This is a genomic window from Pseudomonas baltica, from assembly GCF_014235765.1.
Taxonomy (GTDB): domain Bacteria; phylum Pseudomonadota; class Gammaproteobacteria; order Pseudomonadales; family Pseudomonadaceae; genus Aquipseudomonas; species Aquipseudomonas baltica.
On record NZ_JACMYH010000001.1, the window covers coordinates 391,478 to 407,394 of the forward strand.

Here is a 15,917-nt window from a genome sequence, read left to right on the forward strand (position 1 = left end):
CGCTCCTTATTACAGCTCACTTTGTAGGAAGAGATTGACGGGAAACTCTTTCAGCGCAGTGCTCACCAACAATTCCTTCTCTGCTGTGACTGCGTGGTCGGAGAAAAGTCCCTTCAATGTAGCCCCGGATTGCACCGATGGCAAAACGACACGGGTGTCGCCCCAAGCGCTGGCATCGATCAAAGGCGTCTGGGCATCGGCCAACAGGCCGCTGGCCAGACGGGGCACGATCACTATGGCCGTCGTGCCGTCCAGTACGCGAGCGAACGCGTGAATGCGATCGGCATGCACACCCTGGACGTCGAGCTTCTGGTAGCTGCCGTCCCGGAATAGCGCCGGGTGTGCGGCACGCGCCTGAAGCGTGCGCTGGATCATGGCCTGCTTGATGCGACCATCGTGCCAGTCTTGCAGCAATTCGCTGACCGCAGGGCGGGCATCGAGCGAATGTTCGCGTGCGGCGTAATCCACCGGACGACGGTTATCCGGATCGACCAGGCTGAAATCCCAGTACTCGGCGCCCTGATACAGATCGGGGATGCCGGGCACGGTCATGCGCAGCAGGGTTTGCGCCAGGCTGTCCAGCGCGCCGCTGGGCGCAATGGTGCGACTGGCGGCGGCAATGGCATCGCGCAGCGGGCGACCCTTGTCGCTCAGCAGCAATTGCTCGAGAAAGTCGCGGCAGGCTGTTTCGTAGGCCTCGTTCGGCGCACTCCAGCTGCTGATCAGCTTGGCTTCGCGCAACGCCTTCTGCTGCCATTGGTACAGGCGCTCGGCGTAGGCGGTCAGGCCTTCGACGTCGTCACTGCGCAGGTCCAGCGGCCAGCTGCCCAGCAGTGCCTGGTAAAGCATCAGCTCGTCGCCACCACTCGGTGCATGGCCGTCGCCGAAGGCACTGCGCAGGGGCGCAGCCAGCTCCAGCCATTGCTGCACTTGCTCGACGTACCAGGGTGCGCGCTCGCTGAGCACGGCCAGGCGCGTACGGGTGTCTTCGCCACGCTTGTGGTCGTGGGTGGCAGTGGCCAGCAGATTGTCCGGGAAATGCTCGAGGCGCTGCTGACAGGCCTGGTCGAACGCTTCCGGGGTGCCGGCGAACAGTTCGGTCTCGAAACCGACGTCGTTGCGCGAAAGCAATACGGCAGAGCGGTAGAATGCAGTGTCCTCGACAGCCTTGGCCGCCGCCGGCGATGTCAGTTGCTGGAAGCGCACGCAGGCGTGGCGAATCAGCTTGCGTCGACGGCCGATGGGCAGCGCGCGCCAGCGTTCGCCACCCAGCCAGCGCTGCAGGTAATCGAGTACCGGCCAGTCGGCTTCGCCCAACGTACCGCGTGCGCCGTCCATAGCCTTCTGGAAGAAAGCTTCGTCTTCAGCCGGGCGTCCGCACGGGTTGATATAGGTACGGTACACCGGGAAGTGCACGATCAGCTCTTGCAGCGCTCGGCGGATGGCGCCCAGGGTCAGGTCGCGGCTCATCAAGTCGCCGCGGGCCACTTGCAGCAAGGCCTGGGCCACGGACTCGAAATCGCCGGCGAGGGAACCGTTGAGTACCAGGTTGCGAGCCACGTGGGCTTCTTCGATGAACTCGCTGGGGCGGCCACTGACGCGGCTCCACAGCTCGCCCAGTGGCTGCTCGCCGTCAGGATCATGCTGCAGCAACGACACCTGGTTCATGAACTCGTAGCCGGTGGTGCCATCGACCTGCCAGTCACGGTGCAGTGTTTCGCCTGCGCCCAGAATCTTCTCGACGTAGATCGGTACGTGATCGATGCGCGCGGACTCCGGGCGCTGCTGCAACAGGGCGTTGACCCGACGTCGCAGTTTGCGCGAGTAGCCACGCGGGTCGGCCAGGCCGTCGATATGGTCGATACGCAAGCCGTCCACCAGGCCTGCGCCGATCAGTTCGAAGATCTTCGCGTGGGTCGCTTCGAATACCGCCGGCCGCTCGACACGCAGGCCGCCCAATTCGTTGACGTCGAAGAAGCGCCGCCAGTTGATGTCGTCACCGGCGGTGCGCCAGCTTGCCAGGCGATAGGATTGTCGCTCCAGCAGCTCGTGCAGGCGGTTGAAGCCTTCGTCGCTGGTGGCATCGAACTGGGCCAGGGAGGCTTTAATGCCATCGTTCAGGCCGCCGCTGGCGACACGGGTCGCCAGGTCGGCTTGCAGCGCGCGAGCCTCGCCGTACGCGTCGTCGCTGCCATGCAGATTGGCGAAGCGCGCGCCCAACTCGCTGACCGGTGCATTGCCCGACGCCGCCAGGATGTGCGGGTAGTCGATCGGACAGATCGGAAAGCGATGCTCGTAGTGCTCGACGAAAAAGCTGCCTTGCTCCGCGTCGAACTTGAGCACCAGTTCACCGCCCTGCAGGGCCGCGCCGTAGTCACTGCCGAGAAAGGGCAACAGCAACTGGCCTTCGAGCAATGGGTCGGGCGAGTGCCACTGAATGTCGAAGAACTCCGAATACGGGCTGCGACGCCCCCACTCGAGCAGGTCGAGCCACCACGGGTTGTGCGCACCCCCCACGGCCATGTGATTGGACACGATGTCGAGGATGAAACCCATGTCCTGCTCGCGCAGCGCTGCGATCAGCCGCTCCAGCGCGGGCTGGCCACCCAGTTCGGGGTTGACCTGGGTCGGGTCGACGACGTCGTAGCCGTGCATCGAGCCGGGGCGGGCCTTGAGAATGGGAGACGCGTACACATGGCTGATGCCGAGCCGGGAAAAATACGGCACCAGGCGAGCGGCATCATCCAGGGTGAAATCCTTGTGCAACTGCAGCCGAACGCTGGCCGTCATTTTTTTCATCGGTAACGCTCACTGGCTTGTTGGCGGGCGCAGGCCAGCAGCTCTAGGCGTCTGGCAGCGTCTTCATCGTCGAGAAGATTCTGGGCATGGGCGCTGTAGCGGCGGCGCCAATTGGGATGACTGTCTATGGTGCCCGGCAGGTTGGCCTGTTCCTCGATACCCAAGGCATCGTCGATCGGCAGCAATACCAGCGGAGCAGGGGTCTGGCCAAGGAAGCGGGTACTGGCGTCGATCATCGCATCGATGTCGTCCACGCCCTCCACCTGGCTCTGCTGCAGTTCGTGTGCAAGCACCTGGCGCAAAGCGCGACGCTCGTGTTCGCGGGTCTCGCGCCAGTGTTTCTCGGTCGGCTCGTCGATCAGTTCCAGGTCGCGGTTCCAATCGATGTCACGCCCGCGCCACCAACCGTTGAGGGTCGGCAGGTCGTGGGTGGTCGAGGTGGCCAGGGCGTTATCTGGCCACGCTTGATTCTCGATGAACACGCCGTCGTTCTGTTCGAACAGCAGCACGCGCATCCCCAGCATCTGCCGGGCTGCCAGCTTCTCACGCAAGCCATCGGGCACCGTGCCGAGGTCTTCGCCCAGCACCACGGCCTGGTGACGGTGGGATTCGAGCGCGAGCAGGCGCAGCATGTCGTCGATGGGAAACTGCAGGTAGGCACCTTCGCCGGGCTTGGCGTCGGCCGGAATCAGCCACAGGCGCTGCAGGCCCATGATGTGATCGATGCGCAGGCCACCGGCATGGGCGAAATTGGCCCGCAGCATCTCGATGAATGCGCGGAAGCCATTGCGCTGCAGACCCTCGGGCGAGAATGCCGAGATGCCCCAGCTTTGCCCCGAGCGATTCAGAATGTCAGGCGGCGCGCCCACGGTCAGGTCGGCGAGCAACTCGTCCTGACGGCTCCAGGCCTGGCTACCGGCGCCGTCGGCACCCACGGCAAGGTCGGCGATCAGACCGATCTTCATGCCGCTGCTGCGCGCCGCTTGCTGCACCTTGGCCAGGCAGCGGTCGATCAGCCATTGGCAGAATGCATGAAAGGCGATCTCATCGCAGTGGGCTGCAGCGAACTCGGCCACGGCCGTGCCGCGTGGGTCATGCCACTGCTGGGGCCACTGGCGCCAGTCCAGGCTTTCACCGCGAGCCTTGAAGTCGGCCTGCAAAGCCTCGTAGCGGCAGTGATTCTCCAGCGCTTCGCCACCGGTGTGGCGGAACGCGTTGAAATCCGCATTGAGGGGGTGTTCGTTCTGGCAGAAGCTGTCATAGAGCGCACGCAGCAAGCGCTGCTTGGCCCCGGCGGCAGCTGGCCAGTCCACCAAAGGCAACGCTTCCAGCGCGTGCAGGGTATCGCCCAACCTGGAAGTTTCGATAGCGGTGCGCACGGCGTCTTCACCGAGCACCGCGGCAGGTGCCGCGTACAGGCTGTTGAGAAACAGCCGGCTCGAAGGCGAGTAGGGGCTGTAGCGCGTGTTGTCGCTGCTGCTCATGGCGTGCATGGGGCTGATCGCCAAGGCATCGGCACCGCGCTCGCCGGCACTGCGCACCAGCGTTTCCAGGGCTTGGGTATCGCCGAAGCCGCCATCACCGCTGCGGCGCACTGCGTACAACTGAACACCCAGCCCCCAGGCGTGGGCGGTGTCCTGGCCATAGGCGTCGGCGACGCTGAAGCAGCGTGGTGGCGCTACAGCCAGGGTGAAATGCTGCTGCTCGATGTGCACGTCCTGATAACCGACGGGCAGCAGGCCGGGCAGGGCGCCGTTTTTGTCCAGGCTCAGCGACAGCGTACTGCCGTCTTCCAGCTTGACTTCGCAGGCCGTACCCGGCTCGAAGAACCGCGCAAGATCGAGCGGCTGGCCGTGTTCGACCGTCAACAGTGGGGGCAGGCGATGCGACTGTGCCGTCTTGCGCAACTCGTCCAGGCTTTGCTCGACCTCTTGCACTGAATCGGCAGGATGGCCCAGGCCACGCAGCACCTTGCGCAGGACACCGTCGGCAACCGTCTGCGGCTTGCCATTGGCATCGGTCCAGTCGACGGCGATGCCGGCGCGCTCGGCAAGATCGTGGAGTTGGCGTTGTTCGGTCATACCGCTGTCTCCGAGTCACCCGCCGGAATCAAGCTGACCAGAGCGGTAAAGGCGGGCAGTCCTTGGTTCAGTACGGTGGTGGTGTCGTTCTGGGGCCGGCTGTCGAACAGCAGGTGTTCGGTCTGCAGATGGGCCGGCACGGTCGCCTCGCTCAGGTTCAGATCGATGCGCAACACGCTGCCATCGCCCATTCGCCATTTTGCCGTCACCGCCTTGTCGGCCAATACCTGCGCACCCAGTGACTGGGCACCATCGAGCCGCGGCACGATCTCGTCGCGGCGCAAGGCCAGCAACTGGCGATACAACTGCACCCAGGCCCCGTCCTGGCGGAACTGGAATTCGGCGAAGTCCGGCCGCGACGCTTCGAACGTGCTGGCAGCGTTCGGATCGGGAATCTTCGCCCGGGTTGCTTCGTTGGCGAAGGCGTCGAACGCGGCAAACTCGGCGCGACGCCCCTCGCGGACCGCTTCGGCCAATTCGCCGTGGTGATCGGTGAAAAACAGGAACGGCTCGTCGGCGGCCCACTCGTCGCCCATGAACAGCATGGGAATCATCGGAGACAGCAACAGCAAGGCAGTGGCGGCGCGCAGGGCCGGTTCGCTGCACAGCAGACTCAGGCGCTCACCCATGGCGCGGTTGCCGATCTGGTCGTGGTTCTGCAGAAACAGCACGAAGGCAGTGGGCGGCAGATGACCGCTGGGTTCGCCACGCGATTCGCCCTTCTGGTTGGTATCGCCCTGATAGATGAAACCCTGACTCAGGCAACGCGCCAGCTTTTCGGTCGACTGTTCGCTGAAGTCGGCGTAGTACGCCTCGTCTTCGCCGGTCAGCAGTGCATGCAGCACGTTATGACCGTCGTCGTTCCACTGCGCGTCGTAACCCTGCTCGAGCAGATGAGCCTGGTTGTGCTCGTTCTCCAGCATCAGCCAGACGTGTCGATCGGCGCCGACCTGCTCGCGCAGGGTGGTGGCCATCTCCTGCAGGAAGGTCGGGTCCTGAATGGCATGCACGGCGTCGAAGCGCAGGCCGTCGAAACGGTATTCGAGCAGCCACATGGCGGCGTTATCGATGAAGAAACTTCTTACCTCATCGCGGCGGAAGTCGATGGCATCGCCCCACGGGGTTTTCTTGTCGTGGCGGAAGAAGCCCTTGGCGTAGCGGCCAAGGTAATTGCCATCGGGGCCGAAGTGGTTGTAGACCACATCGAGGATTACCATCAGGCCATGGCCATGGGCGCAATCGATCAAATGCTTGAGCTGTTCGGGTGTGCCGTAGGAGGCTTCCGGAGCATACGGCAGGACGCCGTCATACCCCCAGTTGCGTTCGCCCGGGAATTCGGCGATGGGCATCAACTCGATCGCGGTGACGCCCAGGGCTGCAAGGCGTGCCAGGTGGGATTCGACACCGGCGTAGCCGCCCAGCGCACCCACGTGCAGTTCATAGATGACCGCCTGGGACCATGGTCGGCCCAGCCAGCTGGTGTTCTGCCAACTGTAGGCCAGCGGGTCGACTACAAGGCTGGCTGAATGCACGTCGTCCTGCTGGGCGCGGGACGCCGGGTCAGGCACTGCCATCTCGCCATCGATATCGAAACGGTAGGCGGTACCGGCCGCGCACTTGTGTTCCAGGGTGAACCAGCCGTCGTTGCCGGCGAGCATGGGCAACGATTCGCCGTCGGCGACCTGCAGCCCGACCGAGAAAGCGTCCGGTGCCCACAATGCAAAGTGAGTGAGCCCGGAGTCCTGCATTACTGCACCGTGGGACCAGGTTTCAGTTTTCCGTGAAGGCATCGATGAAACCTCTTCCATTTATTGATTGATCGCCGTTATTTATGATTCGCAGAAGTCTTGCTGCCATGGACCAGCGCCTGATAAAGCTCGGCGTAAGGCTCCACCGCCTCGCTCCAGTTGAAAGGCTGGGTCATCGCGCGGCAGCGCATGGCGTTCAGCAGTTCGGGCTTGCCGAAGACATAAAAGGCGCGCGCCAGGGCGGCCTTGTAGCTCTCGATGGTCGACTCGCCGAACAGAAAACCGGTTACCCCGTCCTCGATGGTGTCGGCCAGGCCCCCGGTGTTGCGCGCCACAGGCAGCGAGCCGAAGCGTTGTGCATACATCTGGCTCAGGCCGCAGGGCTCGTAGCGTGACGGCATCAGCAGGAAGTCGCTGCCGGCGAACATGCGTCGCGCATCGGTTTCGTTGAAGCCGATGCGTACACCCACGCGACCGGGGAAGCGCAGGGCGAGCTCGCGCATGGCCTGCTCTTCCTCGGGCTCGCCGCGGCCGATGATGATCACCTGGCCACCGTTTTCGACGATGAACTGTGTCACGCCTTCGGTAAGGTCCAGGCCTTTCTGGTAGACCAGGCGGGACACCACGGCGAACAGGGGGCCATCAGATTCTTCGATTTCGAACAGCTTGCGCACGTGGGCCGCATTGACCGCCTTGCCTTCCCAGTCGTTCAGGCTGAACGGGCAGACCAGGTGCGGGTCGGTGGCCGACTCCCAGCTGGCGTCGATGCCGTTGGGAATGCCGCTGAGTTTGCCTTGCTGCGCCTTGCTGCTGAGGAAGCCTTCCAGGCCGCAACCGAATTCAGGCGTGGTGATCTCTTCGGCATAGGTCGCGCTCACCGTGGTGATGTGGTTCGCGTAGGCCATGCCGGCCTTGAGAAACGACAGCTTGCCGAAGAACTCCATGCCGTCCTGCTGCATCGCATGGTTGGGAACGCCCAGCTCGGGGCAGCAGCCGCGGCTGAACACGCCTTGGTAGGCCAGGTTGTGGATGGTGAACAGGGTAGGCGTACGCAGACCACGCCAGTGCATGTAGGCAGGCGCCAGGCCGGCAGGCCAATCGTGGGCGTGCACCAAGTCGGGCTTCCAATGCACCATGCCCTGGCCTGCGGCGATGTCGGCGGCTGCCAGGCCCAGGCGGGCGAAGCGGATATGGTTGTCCGGCCAGTCGCGACCGTTGTTGGCGCCGTAGGGGGTGCCATCGCGCTCATACAGTTCTGGGCAGAGCAACACGTAGATGACCAGCCCGTCGGGCATGTCCATGCGGCCGATCTTGCACGGTGGCAGGGCGGCATGGCCGCTGAGTTCGCCGACCACGTGAATCGGGTTGTCGCTGTTGAGCACTTGCGGGTAGCCGGGAATCAGTACGCGAACGTCATGTACCTGACTCATGGCGCGTGGCAGCGCCGCCGACACGTCACCCAGGCCGCCGGTCTTGACCAGGTCGGCAATTTCCGATGTCACGAAAAGAACTTTTTGTTTGTGGGCGCCAGACGGCGTCTGCAGTGCTTTGCTGGTAGGCGTGGGAACCTGCAAGTGGGCGGGTTCCGCCGCTTGCCTGTTGAAACGCTCTCCGTGGTTTTCGACAGCGGCACTGATCATTGTTCTCTCCCGTGCATTACGTACTTGTATGGCAGATCCTGACTCTAAAAAAAGCGCTGATCGATTAGCGCTTCCCGCTGACACACGCACAGGCGCCGCAGGCAACGGCGTTCCTGCCGCAGGCTGCAATGATTCACGGGATGGCAGGCTTGGCGGACAAGAAACAGCAAATAACCTGCTCCCTATCCTGACCTGTCTGATTTGCAAAAAGTTTCGAGTTTTTTGCATCGGATTTCCAAGCGATACATCGCCTGTGGCCTGAGTGTAGGAGATCCGCCATTTTTTTGGGCCAGGCGCGCGACTGACGGCCGATAATTATTGGCACACTCGTACTACAGGCCTCTGCCAGAGGGCTTCCAGCGCACTTTGGCTGTGCGCCGAAAGCGCTTTTGCGCGGTCGTCCATGCCTGCCTCGCAAACCGTTGCGATTTGTGTCGGATCCCAGGTATGGACGTTGATGAAATCGACAAAAAAAGCCAAGTTTTGCCCAGCGTCGCAATCGACCAAAGGTATACTCGGAAACTTACCGGTATCGTCCGGGACTAACTTGGAAGCTCGATCGGGCAATACCCGTACAGGCTTTCAGGACAACACCGTTCAAGAAATATCTTCTTCAAGCAACATAGAGTGGAGCTCTCGCATGCAACTGGGAATCATTGGGCTGGGCCGCATGGGCGGCAACATCGCCAGAAGGTTGATGCGCGCGGGTCATCAAACGGTGGTCTTCGATCGCAATCAGGATTCAGTGCATGGCCTGGCCGGTGAGGGCGCCATCGGGGCCGCCGATCTAGCCGATCTGGTGAGCAAGATGGACACGCCGCGCGCGGTCTGGGTCATGCTGCCCGCCGGCGCTCCGACCGAGGCGACCATCGCCCAGCTGGGCGATCTGCTCGAGCCGGGCGACGTGATCATCGACGGGGGCAACACCTTCTACAAGGATGACATCCGTCGCGCACGCGAGCTGGCGGCACGCCAGTTGCACTACGTCGACGTCGGCACCTCTGGCGGCGTGTGGGGCCTGGACCGCGGCTATTGCATGATGATCGGCGGCGAGCCGGACATCTTCGAACGCCTCGACCCACTGTTCGACTGCCTGGCGCCGGGCATGGGCGACATCCCGCGTACCCGTGATCGCAACAGTTCGGACGATCGTGCCGAGCGTGGCTACATCCATGCAGGTCCGGCCGGTTCCGGGCACTTCGTCAAGATGATCCACAATGGCATCGAGTACGGCATGATGCAGGCCTTCGCCGAGGGCTTCGATATCCTCAAGACCAAATCCAGCAGCGAGCTGCCGGAAGATCAGCGTTTCGACCTCAACCTGGCCGATATCGCCGAAGTCTGGCGTCGCGGCAGCGTGGTGTCGTCGTGGTTGCTCGATCTGACGGCCGATGCCCTGGCCAGCGATCAGCAGCTGAGTCAATATTCCGGCGTCGTGTCGGACAGTGGTGAAGGCCGCTGGACCATCGACGCAGCGGTCGAGCAGGCCGTTCCGGTACCGGTGTTGTCCAGCGCCTTGTTCGCGCGTTTCCGCTCGCGTCAGGACGCGACCTACGGTGACAAGATCCTCTCGGCGATGCGCTTCGGCTTCGGCGGTCACGTCGAGGTTCCCAAATGAGTAGAGCGACCTCGAAAGTAGATGCCGCTCCACCGTCAACCCTGTTTCTGTTCGGCGCCCACGGCGACCTTGTCAAACGCTTGCTGATGCCGGCCTTGTACAACTTGAGCCGGGATGGACTGCTGGACAACGGCCTGCACATTGTCGGGGTCGATCACAACGAGGTGAGCGACGCGGATTTCGCCGCCAAGCTCGAAGCCTTCATCATCGAACAGGCGCGCGCCAAGGGCATCGACGAGCCGGACAAAGTGCTGGATCCGGCGCTCTGGGCCAAGCTGCGCAAGCGCATCAGCTACATTTCCGGCGACTTCCTCGACGACGCCACCTACCAGGCGATTGCCGAGCGCATCGAAGTCAACGGTACCGGCAATGCCATGTTCTACCTGGCCACCTCGCCGCGCTTCTTCAGTGAAGTCGCGCAGCGACTGGGCAGCAGCGGGTTGCTCAAGGAGCAGCCTGACGCCTTTCGCCGGGTGGTGATCGAAAAACCCTTCGGTCACGACCTGGCGTCCGCCGAAGCGCTCAACGCCTGCCTGTTGAGCGTGATGAGCGAGAAGCAGATCTATCGCATCGATCATTACCTGGGCAAGGAGACGGTGCAGAACATTCTGGTCAGCCGTTTCTCCAACGGTATTTTCGAAGCGTTCTGGAACAACCACTACATCGACCACGTGCAGATCACTGCCGCCGAAACGGTCGGGGTTGAAACCCGTGGCAATTTCTACGACCAGACCGGCGCGTTGCGCGACATGGTCCCCAATCACCTGTTCCAGCTGTTGGCGATGATTGCCATGGAGCCCCCGGCGGCCTTCGGCGCCGACGCGGTCCGCGGCGAGAAGGCCAAGGTGATCGGCGCCATTCGCCCCTGGTCCAAGGCCGATGCCTTGAAGAATTCGGTCCGTGGCCAGTACACCGCGGGGCAGGGCGACAAGCCCGGCTATCGCGAGGAGCCCAAGGTCGACCCGCAGAGCAGCACTGAAACCTACGTGGCGCTCAAGGTCATGGTCGACAACTGGCGCTGGGTCGGTGTGCCGTTCTATCTGCGCACCGGCAAGCGCATGAGCGTGCGCGACACCGAGATCGCCATCTGCTTCAAGCCGGCGCCCTACGCGCAGTTCCGCGATACCGAAGTAGACCGGCTCAAGTCCAACTACCTGAAGATCCAGATCCAGCCAGACGAGGGCATGTGGTTCGACCTGCAGGCCAAACGCCCCGGCCCGGCAATGGAGCTGGAGAACGTCAAGCTGGGCTTCGCCTACAAGGACTTCTTCCAGATGCAGCCGTCCACGGGCTACGAGACGTTGATCTACGACTGCCTCATCGGCGACCAGACCCTGTTCCAGCGCGCCGACAACATCGAAAATGGTTGGCGCGCCGTGCAGCCGTTCCTCGACGCCTGGCGCGAGGGCGGCAGCATTGCCACCTACGCGGCGGGCGAAGACGGTCCGGAGGCGGCCGACGAGTTGTTGGCACGCGATGGCCACCACTGGCATCGACTGGGATGAGTGCGGCTTCGCAAGACCTCATCCAGTTCGTCCTCAGCGACATGGACGGCACCCTGCTGATGCCCGATCACAGCCTGAGCCCCGCGGTTATCGAAGCGGTGGCGCAGCTGCGCGAGGCAGGGGTGCGGTTTACCCTGGCGAGCAGCCGCCCGCCGCGGGCCATGCGCCAACAGATTCAGACCTTGGGAATCGACCTGCCGACCGCTGCATTCAACGGTGGCGTATTGGTCAATCCCGACGGCAGTGAGCTGCAGTCCCACTGGGTGGAGCGCGCGGCGGTCGATATTTGCCTGGCGTTGTTTGCCCAGCACCGGCTGGACGTCTGGGTGTTCGCCGACGACCAGTGGCTGGCACGCGACCGCGACGCTCACTATTTTCCCAAGGAGCTGCACGCTCTGGGCTACGAGCCGTTGATCGTCGACGATTTCACGCCCTATCTGGACCGCGTGCACAAGATGGTCGCCACCTCCAGCGACTTCCAACTGCTGATCGATCTGGAACGGCAGCTGCAGGGGCCGCTGAGCGGCAAGGCGATTGCGGCACGCTCGCAGCAGTATTACCTGGACATCACCGCGGTGTTGGCCAACAAAGGCGAAGCCCTGGCAACCTTGGCTGCCGGTTTGAGCATTGACCTGGCCAACACCGCCGTATTGGGTGACGGCGCCAACGATGTGGCCATGTTCAAGCGGGCCGGTTTTTCCGTGGCCATGGGCCAGGGCGAGCAGGCGGTGCGCGACCAGGCCGATGCAGTGACCGCCAGCAATGCGGCAGACGGCGTGGCGCAAGCCATTCATGAGCTGATATTGCCCCGCGCTCGACGTTGATACAGTTTTCCGGCGTGGCACCGACTTCCGGTCCGCGCCCGTGGTCATGAGGGTTCCATGCCGGCACTGATCGAAGACTATGCCCTGTTGGGCAACTGCCGTACCGCTGCTCTGGTTGACAAGTCGGGTTCGCTGGATTGGTTGTGCTTTCCTCGTTTCGATTCCCCTGCCTGTTTCTCGGCCTTGCTGGGTGACAGCGAAAACGGCCGCTGGCGTATCTGCCCCAGTGATGCCTTGACCGCTACCGAGCGCCGCTACCGCGACAGCACGATGATCCTGGAGACGGTGTTCCATACCGAGCACGGCAGCGCCATGCTCGTCGACTGGATGCCGGTGGGTGACCAGGACTGCGTAGTGCGCACGGTGGTCGGCCTGAGCGGGAAGGTCGCTTTCGACATGGAGCTGGTCATGCGCTTCGACTACGGCAGCAGCGTGCCCTGGGTCGAGCAGGCCCATCCCCGGACCCTCACTGCGGTGGCCGGCCCCGACATGCTGGTGTTGCGCAGCGCGTCCGACCTGCACGCGGTGGACCACCGCACCGGCAGCCGCTTCACGGTCGCCGCCGGCGAGCGGCTGTGCTATCGCCTGAGTTTCCAGGCCTCGCACCTGCCGCTGCAACCGGCCGTGGATGCCGACCGCTGCCTGGCCGAAACCGAGCGCTACTGGCATGAGTTCGCCGAGCGCTGCCCCGACGTGGGGGCATGGACGCCGCTGGTCAAGCGCTCGCTGTTGACCCTCAAGGCCATGACCTATGCCCCCACGGGCGGCATCGTCGCTGCGGTCACCACCTCGCTGCCCGAGCAGTTGGGCGGCGAGCGCAACTGGGATTATCGTTACTGCTGGCTGCGCGATGCCACCATGACCTTGCTGGCCTTCATGAACCTGGGCTACTACGAAGAAGCCGCTGCCTGGCGCAAGTGGTTGATGCGTTCGGTTGCCGGCAACCCCGAGCAGATGCAGATCATGTACGGCCTGGCCGGCGAGCGCCGATTGCCCGAGCAGACCCTGCCATGGCTGGCGGGCTACGAGGGTTCGGCGCCGGTGCGCATCGGCAACGGCGCCGCGACCCAGCGGCAGCTGGATGTCTACGGCGAAGTGGCCGACGCCATGAGCCAGGCCATCCGCGCCGGACTGCCGCGACACCCCCGTGGCGCCGCGATTTTCCGCGTCATACTGCCGTACCTGGAAAGCATCTGGGAGCAGCCGGACGAGGGGATCTGGGAGATTCGCGGTGCGCCGCAGCACTTCACCCACTCCAAGGTCATGGCCTGGGTAGCTTTCGACCGTGCGGCGAACCTCGCCGAGCCCACAGAGGAGGGACGGGAGCAGGCCGCGCGTTACCGCGCCGTCGCCGACCGCATCCATGCCCAGGTCTGCAGCCGAGGCATCGATGCGCAGCTGGGGCATTTCGTTCAGGCCTATGGCTCGACCCATACCGATGCCAGCCTGCTGCAGATTGCCTTGACCGGTTTCCTGCCGCCGGACGATCCGCGGGTGGTGGCGACCGTGGCACGTATTGAGAGCACGTTGATGCGCGACGGTCTGCTGCTGCGTTACGACACCGCCCACGGGGTCGATGGCTTGGACCCTGGCGAAGGGACTTTTCTGGTGTGCTCTTTCTGGCTGGCCGATGTCTATGTGCTGCAAGGCCGCATGGCCGACGCCGAACGGCTGTTCGAGCGCCTGGCCGGTCTGTGCAACGACGTTGGCCTGCTGGCCGAGCAGTACGACCCACAGGCGGGGCGCATGCTGGGGAATTTTCCCCAGGCGTTCAGCCAGTTGGGCATCATCAATACCGCGCTCAACCTGTACCGCGCGCAGAACCCGGCCCAGGCCCGCGCTGCCGCCGCCGTGGGCGCGCGCGTGGAATGATCGCGCGGCTGCAAAACGAGGATTCGATTCGATGAGTGAACGCTGGACCACAGCGGTGCTCGATACCGCACAACCCGGTGGCTGGGCCGTGGCTCGCAGCAGTCAGGGATTTCTCTGCAACGCCCAAGGCGTACTGTTCGAGCGTGACTGGCTCAGGCAGCAACCCATCGATGTCCTGACCGAACACGGCATCGGGCATTTCGACGGCCGGCCGGTGTACCTTCTGGAGCTGCGCAGCCCGGACGCACCGGACGGCTGCCACTGGCAGGGCCTGCGGCAGTTCATGCTCGAAGGCGATTTCCAGGTCTACCGCATGCTCGGCTATGCCGCGCAGATTGGCACCTGGGCGCGTGAGCATCGGTTTTGCGGCAGTTGCGGCGGCCCGACATTGCAGGTGCCAGGTGAACGTGCGATGCATTGCGCGCGCTGCGAGTTGCGCAGCTATCCGCGGATCTCGCCGAGCATGATCGTACTGGTCACCCGCGGCGATGAAGTCTTGCTGGCTCGCTCTCCACGGTTCGTGCCGGGTGTCTACAGCACGTTGGCCGGCTTTGCCGAGCCGGGCGAGTCTGCCGAAGACTGCCTGCGCCGTGAGGTGATGGAAGAGGTGCAGGTGAGCGTACGCAACATCCAGTACATCGGCAGCCAATGCTGGCCGTTTCCGCATTCGATGATGCTGGGTTTCCATGCCGAATACGCCGCCGGCGAGATCGTGCCCCAGCTCGACGAAATCGAAGACGCCCAGTGGTTTCGCATCGATGCATTGCCGGCCCTGCCGGCCGGGCGCTCGATTGCCCGGCATCTCATCGACCTGTACGTGGGGCGCCGCTCAGGCCTGCCCGAACCAGTGCTGCCAGGCTAGCCGCACGGTCAGGGCCAGCACGATGGTAATGAACACCGGGCGGATGAACTTGGCGCCGCCGCCGATCGCCGTGCGTGCGCCGAAGAACGCACCCACCGTCACTGCCAGGCCCATGCTCAGGCCGATCAGCCAGTCGACCTGACCGCTGATGATGAACACCGTAAGTGCGGCGATGTTGCTGACGAAGTTCATGCTGCGCGCCACGCCGCTGGCGCGGACCAGGTCCAGTGGGTACAGCAGCATCGTGCTGACGGTCCAGAAGGCCCCGGTGCCGGGGCCTGCCACGCCATCGTAGAAGCCCAGCGTCAAGCCTTGGGGCAATTGCCATTTGCGCTTGATCGGCGCGTGGCTGTCCAGCGGCGCCTTGGGTGTACCGCCGAACAGCAGGTACAGGCCGCAGGCGAAGACGATCACCGGCAGCATCCGGTTCAGCCATTCGGCAGGCATGTAGTGCGCCGCACCCGCACCGAGAAACCCGCCGACCAGGGTGCCCAGCAGCGCATTCTTCCATTGCTGCGGATGGAACAGCTTGCGTTTGTAGAAGGTATAGCTTGCAGTCGCGGCGCCAAAGGTCGAGCTGAGCTTGTTGGTGCCCAGCACCAGGTGCGGTGGCAAGCCTGCAGTGAGCAGGGCCGGCGTGGTGAGCAGGCCACCGCCGCCAGCGATGGCGTCGATGAACCCGGCCACGAATGCTACCAGCACGAGAATGAGCAGGACGCTCGGCGTGACGCTGAGATTGGACAGAAGATCGAAAGACATGGGGTCGGCTTCACGGCAGGGTGCATGCGAAAGGCGCAGGCGAATGCAGCCATTCTAGCCGGTGCGCGGCGCTGCATGCATCCGTAGGAACGGTCTTTGGCCGCGAATGGGAAGCCGCGGAGCCGCAGATGAACCGCGCCGCCCGTTTCGCGGCCAAAGACCGCTCCTACACAGAAGCCTGATACCGTAGGAGCGGTCAGCGGCCGCGA

General features: G+C 63.7%; 10 protein-coding genes. 5 read left to right on the plus strand and 5 right to left on the minus strand.

Going from position 1 to position 15,917, the window contains the following annotated elements; translation table 11 throughout:
- Positions 1 to 9: 9 nt before the first annotated feature.
- The 4 genes from H7993_RS01905 to glgA are packed head-to-tail and all read right to left on the minus strand — an operon-like array spanning position 10 to position 8,268.
- Positions 10 to 2,799, minus strand: a complete 2,790-nt coding sequence (locus H7993_RS01905; protein WP_185793240.1) for a malto-oligosyltrehalose synthase — start codon at positions 2,797 to 2,799, stop codon at positions 10 to 12.
- Positions 2,796 to 4,880 (minus strand): 4-alpha-glucanotransferase, encoded by a 2,085-nt coding sequence (gene malQ, locus H7993_RS01910; protein WP_185793241.1) that lies wholly within the window; start codon positions 4,878 to 4,880, stop codon positions 2,796 to 2,798. The genes H7993_RS01905 and malQ overlap by 4 nt, the downstream gene beginning before the upstream one ends.
- Positions 4,877 to 6,670 (minus strand): malto-oligosyltrehalose trehalohydrolase, encoded by a 1,794-nt coding sequence (gene treZ, locus H7993_RS01915; protein ID WP_185793242.1) that lies wholly within the window; start codon positions 6,668 to 6,670, stop codon positions 4,877 to 4,879. The genes malQ and treZ overlap by 4 nt, the downstream gene beginning before the upstream one ends.
- Before the next feature lie 35 nt (positions 6,671 to 6,705).
- The gene (gene glgA / locus H7993_RS01920; protein WP_122477847.1) at positions 6,706 to 8,268 is read right to left on the minus strand and encodes a glycogen synthase GlgA; all 1,563 of its coding nucleotides are present in this window, start codon (positions 8,266 to 8,268) and stop codon (positions 6,706 to 6,708) included.
- Between the two features lie 640 nt (positions 8,269 to 8,908).
- On the opposite strand from glgA, the gene gnd reads away from it, so the two are divergent.
- Genes gnd through nudC form a run of 5 tightly spaced genes read left to right on the plus strand, consistent with a single transcriptional unit; the run spans position 8,909 to position 14,949 of the window.
- Positions 8,909 to 9,886 carry a phosphogluconate dehydrogenase (NAD(+)-dependent, decarboxylating) gene (gene gnd, locus H7993_RS01925; RefSeq protein WP_122477848.1) on the plus strand — a complete coding sequence of 326 codons (978 nt, stop codon included), beginning with the start codon at positions 8,909 to 8,911 and terminating at the stop codon, positions 9,884 to 9,886.
- Complete coding sequence (gene zwf / locus H7993_RS01930; RefSeq protein WP_185793243.1) at positions 9,883 to 11,391, plus strand: glucose-6-phosphate dehydrogenase; 1,509 nt, start codon at positions 9,883 to 9,885, stop codon at positions 11,389 to 11,391. The genes gnd and zwf overlap by 4 nt, the downstream gene beginning before the upstream one ends.
- Positions 11,388 to 12,215 (plus strand): Cof-type HAD-IIB family hydrolase, encoded by an 828-nt coding sequence (locus H7993_RS01935; RefSeq protein WP_185793244.1) that lies wholly within the window; start codon positions 11,388 to 11,390, stop codon positions 12,213 to 12,215. Before zwf ends, H7993_RS01935 begins: the two co-directional genes overlap by 4 nt.
- A 57-nt stretch (positions 12,216 to 12,272) precedes the next feature.
- Positions 12,273 to 14,087, plus strand: coding sequence for a glycoside hydrolase family 15 protein (locus H7993_RS01940; RefSeq protein ID WP_185793245.1), 1,815 nt, complete (start codon positions 12,273 to 12,275; stop codon positions 14,085 to 14,087).
- Positions 14,088 to 14,118: 31 nt separating this feature from the next.
- The gene (gene nudC / locus H7993_RS01945) at positions 14,119 to 14,949 is read left to right on the plus strand and encodes an NAD(+) diphosphatase (RefSeq protein ID WP_185793246.1); all 831 of its coding nucleotides are present in this window, start codon (positions 14,119 to 14,121) and stop codon (positions 14,947 to 14,949) included.
- Here nudC and H7993_RS01950 read toward each other — a convergent pair.
- Positions 14,917 to 15,708, minus strand: coding sequence for a TSUP family transporter (locus tag H7993_RS01950; RefSeq protein ID WP_185793247.1), 792 nt, complete (start codon positions 15,706 to 15,708; stop codon positions 14,917 to 14,919). The genes nudC and H7993_RS01950 overlap by 33 nt on opposite strands.
- Between the last annotated feature and the right edge of the window lie 209 nt (positions 15,709 to 15,917).